5 protein-coding genes and 2 pseudogenes are annotated in these 3,229 nt (G+C 40.4%); 6 read left to right on the top strand and 1 reads right to left on the bottom strand.

The features are described from left to right. From ETC00_RS19115 to ETC00_RS19090, 6 genes and pseudogenes are all read left to right on the top strand, one after another. Positions 1–717 (top strand): tyrosine-type recombinase/integrase (locus ETC00_RS19115; RefSeq protein WP_171567651.1); only part of this gene is annotated, 717 nt, incomplete at its 5' end. A gap of 46 nt (positions 718–763) precedes the next feature. After that, positions 764–982 (top strand): hemolysin XhlA family protein, encoded by a 219-nt coding sequence (locus tag ETC00_RS19110; protein ID WP_033018147.1) that lies wholly within the window; start codon positions 764–766, stop codon positions 980–982. Beyond that, complete coding sequence (locus ETC00_RS19105) at positions 979–1,191, top strand: phage holin family protein (protein ID WP_042888717.1); 213 nt, start codon at positions 979–981, stop codon at positions 1,189–1,191. The genes ETC00_RS19110 and ETC00_RS19105 overlap by 4 nt, the downstream gene beginning before the upstream one ends. Further along, a pseudogene (locus ETC00_RS21000) lies at positions 1,191–1,604 on the top strand (M15 family metallopeptidase); the annotation flags it as partial. The gene ETC00_RS19105 and the pseudogene ETC00_RS21000, both read left to right, overlap by 1 nt. A gap of 51 nt (positions 1,605–1,655) precedes the next feature. Continuing rightward, a pseudogene (locus ETC00_RS19095) lies at positions 1,656–1,793 on the top strand (LysM peptidoglycan-binding domain-containing protein); the annotation flags it as partial. Positions 1,794–1,912: 119 nt separating this feature from the next. Further along, a complete protein-coding gene (locus ETC00_RS19090; RefSeq protein WP_171567650.1) occupies positions 1,913–2,428 on the top strand; it encodes an Ltp family lipoprotein in 516 nt (171 codons plus the stop codon). Positions 2,429–2,591: 163 nt separating this feature from the next. Here the strand turns inward: ETC00_RS19090 and ETC00_RS19085 are convergent. Beyond that, positions 2,592–3,229 (bottom strand): recombinase zinc ribbon domain-containing protein (locus tag ETC00_RS19085; RefSeq protein ID WP_216369588.1); only part of this gene is annotated, 638 nt, incomplete at its 5' end.

Raw genomic sequence — 3,229 nt, 5'->3', positions numbered from 1 at the left:
GATGAGATTACTGCTGCTGATATTCGGGTATTTTTAGGTCGTTTTAGTCACCTGAAACTTAGTTCAATCGCTAAAAAATTGTCTGTATTGAAAAGTTTCTTTGGATGGCTGGTATCTGAAGAAATCATTCAACGTGATCCGACTAAAAAGCTAAAACCGCCTAAACAAGAAAAAAGGCTCCCGAAAGCGTTGACGATTGAGGAATTAGAAATGCTCCGCGAGGCTTGCAAAACAACACGACAGCGAGCTTTTTTAGAAGTGTTATATGCAACAGGTTGTCGTTTATCAGAAGTACAAGCGCTGAACCGATCGGATATAAACTATCAGACGCTCAGTTGTAGAGTAATCGGGAAAGGAAATAAAGAGCGCGAAGTGTATTTCAGCTTTAAAGCGATGTATCATTTACGGAAGTACCTCATGGCTAGAACTGACAATGAACCAGCGCTGTTTATTACAGAAAGAAAACCCTATCGTCGCCTTTCAAAACGCGGCATTCAAAGGGAAATTGCACTCATCGCAGAGAATGCTGGGTTAGGGAAAAAAGTGAGCCCACACACGTTACGACACACATTTGCGACATTAACGCTGAACAATGGGGCTGAATTAGCTGCCGTTCAAGCTTTACTTGGTCACGAAGATCCGGCCACTACACAAGTGTATGCACAATTGACTGATGAGAAAAAACGAGAACAACATAAGAAATATTTAGTCCAATAGACCAGCGCCTTGGTCTTTTTATTTTTGTAGGAAAGGTCGTGAGTCGATGGAAGAACGCATTCAAAAACTGGAGGCAGACATGGTGGATGTAAAAACACGCTTAGCAGTCGCAGAGTCAAACATCAAAGATATGCGTGAAGACATTCGAGCAATTAAAGATGATACTAAGTGGCTACGACGTACGATCACAAACGCAATTATTGTTTCGGTGGTCGGCGGCATCGTAGCCATTGTTTTTGCGGCGTTGAAAGGGGGTGTGCAATGATGGAACGCTTTAAAAATTACGGTCTATGGCTGTCTGTGGCGTCATTGCTTCTTATGGTGCTACAAGATGTTGGAGTGAATATCACACCAGAAAAATTCAATGCGTATGTGCAAGCTATATTAGGGATTTTGGTGTTGCTAGGGATTGTGTCTAACCCGAAAGAGGGTAAATGGTTTAATGATGTAAATAACAAAGGAGATGAGCAATAATGTTCAAACCGACTTATCATGAACGAAATTTGGCCAACCTTGAAAAACTGGCTCCTAACACAAAAAGAGCAGCAATGGAATGGTACAATTGGTGCGTTGCGAATAGCATTGACATTCTTATCTATGAAACGCTTCGCACAAAAGAAAAACAACGATATTACGTTGCCAGTGGGAAGTCACAGACGATGCGCTCTTACCACTTGGTTGGACAAGCATTAGATTTCGTCCCAGTCGTGGGCGGGAAAACAGATTGGAATGGCTATGATAAAACAGCAATTCAACAGGCTATTGCCAAAGCCAAGCAGTTGGGCTTCACTTGGGGCGGAGATTGGGACAACGACGGAAAGACAACTGATGAAAAATTCATAGATAAGCCCCATTTGCAATTCGAATACAAGGGATATGGAACGGATAAGAAGTTAGACACTAACATTTCGGCCATTCCGAAAACACAGACGAAAACAACTCAAACATACACCGTCCAAAAAGGCGATACATTGTCGGCGATTGCGAAAAAACATAATACCACAGTAGACGCGCTACAGAGATTGAATAATATCGCGAATCCGAATTTGATTCGGGTTGGGCAAAAGTTGCGCGTGAAATAACCCCTGCTAATCGGCAGGGGATTTTTTTGTTTTTCTACATAATTCGACAATATTTTCTTGTTATTTGTGATATGGTGTAAACGTAATAGTACAAAAGAGGGGGATATAAAGGTATGAGCGAAAAGAAAAAGAAACCAATCTACAAAAGATGGTGGTTCTGGGTTCTCACTATTATTATTGTTGCTGGTGTAGCAAGTGGTGGCGGAGAAAGCGGTGAACAGGCGCAGAAAGAAGAGAAAAAAGAAACAGCAGAAACAGCAACGACTACAACGGCGACTCCTAAGTCTGAAGAGAAAAAAGAAACGCCAGCTAAAGAAGATAATGTTCCAAGAGAATATAAAGCGGCGTTAGAAAAGGCGAAACTATATGCCAAAACGATGCATATGTCAAAAGCGGCAATATACGATCAATTAGTTTCTGAATACGGCGAAGCGTTCCCGGAAGAAGCAGCGAAATATGCTATCGATCATCTTGAATGGGATTGGAAAGCAAACGCATTAGAGAAGGCAAAACAATATGCCAAAACGATGAATATGTCCAATCAAGCGATTTATGAGCAGCTAACTTCCGAGCACGGGGAAAAATTCACCCCGGAGGAAGCACAATACGCTATCGACAACTTAAAATGATAAGACGAAGCCTACTCACTTTGAGTAGGCTCTTTTTATAACATAGTTCGAGCGATGGGGTGAAATTCCTTATCCATCTGTGCTATGATTTAATTGTGTTGATTTGTTTTATTTTGTGTTTATGTCAAGTTCGTTGTAGTGTATTTTTCATAAACACAAAAAATTAATAAAAGGAAACCTCTTTTATTTTCACGTTTATTCCTTGTTTATCGAATTCTATCCCGTCGACGAAATTGTTCATAAACTCCCTTTTTTCTAAAGCTGTGAGAGTGTTCCAATTGAGCAAAAAGTTTGTTGCGATTGCTTTTATTGATTCTATGTCATGTTTTTTGTTTTTCGTTTCGTCAATCTCGACATTTTTCAATACCTCCTGTATTTCAGCCATAGCCCTTTTTGTTTCCCTCATTCGCTCTGTGAATTCCTCGTCACTAATTAAGTCAGCCGCCCAAGCCTTCTGATATTTTTCGCGTTGTCTCTCGATTTGACGAAGCCGTTCTTTCAGAGCTTCCAGCTCCTTTTCTTTCTCATCTTCAACTACTGTCGGAACAACGTGGAAATGCATGTTTGAAAAGTATTCGATGAGTCCTTTTTCAACACGCTTTTCACTCACGTTTATCGCTTTTCTTTTGTTCAAAGCACAAGATTGACAGCGATAATGATTTGTTTCTGTGTACGCCTTGTCTTTTTTTCTAAAATATACTGACCTCTCTGATGCCAGCCTGTTTCCGCAGTTCGGACATATTAACTTACCTTGAAAAATAAATATGCTACTTGTATTACGTTTTTTGAAATTTTTCCTGC

The organism is Brevibacillus sp. MCWH (assembly GCF_013096935.1).
GTDB classification, from domain to species: Bacteria; Bacillota; Bacilli; order Brevibacillales; family Brevibacillaceae; genus Brevibacillus; species Brevibacillus aydinogluensis.
Note: the sequence above shows the minus strand (reverse complement) of the source record. Positions and strands in the feature narration are given on the sequence as shown.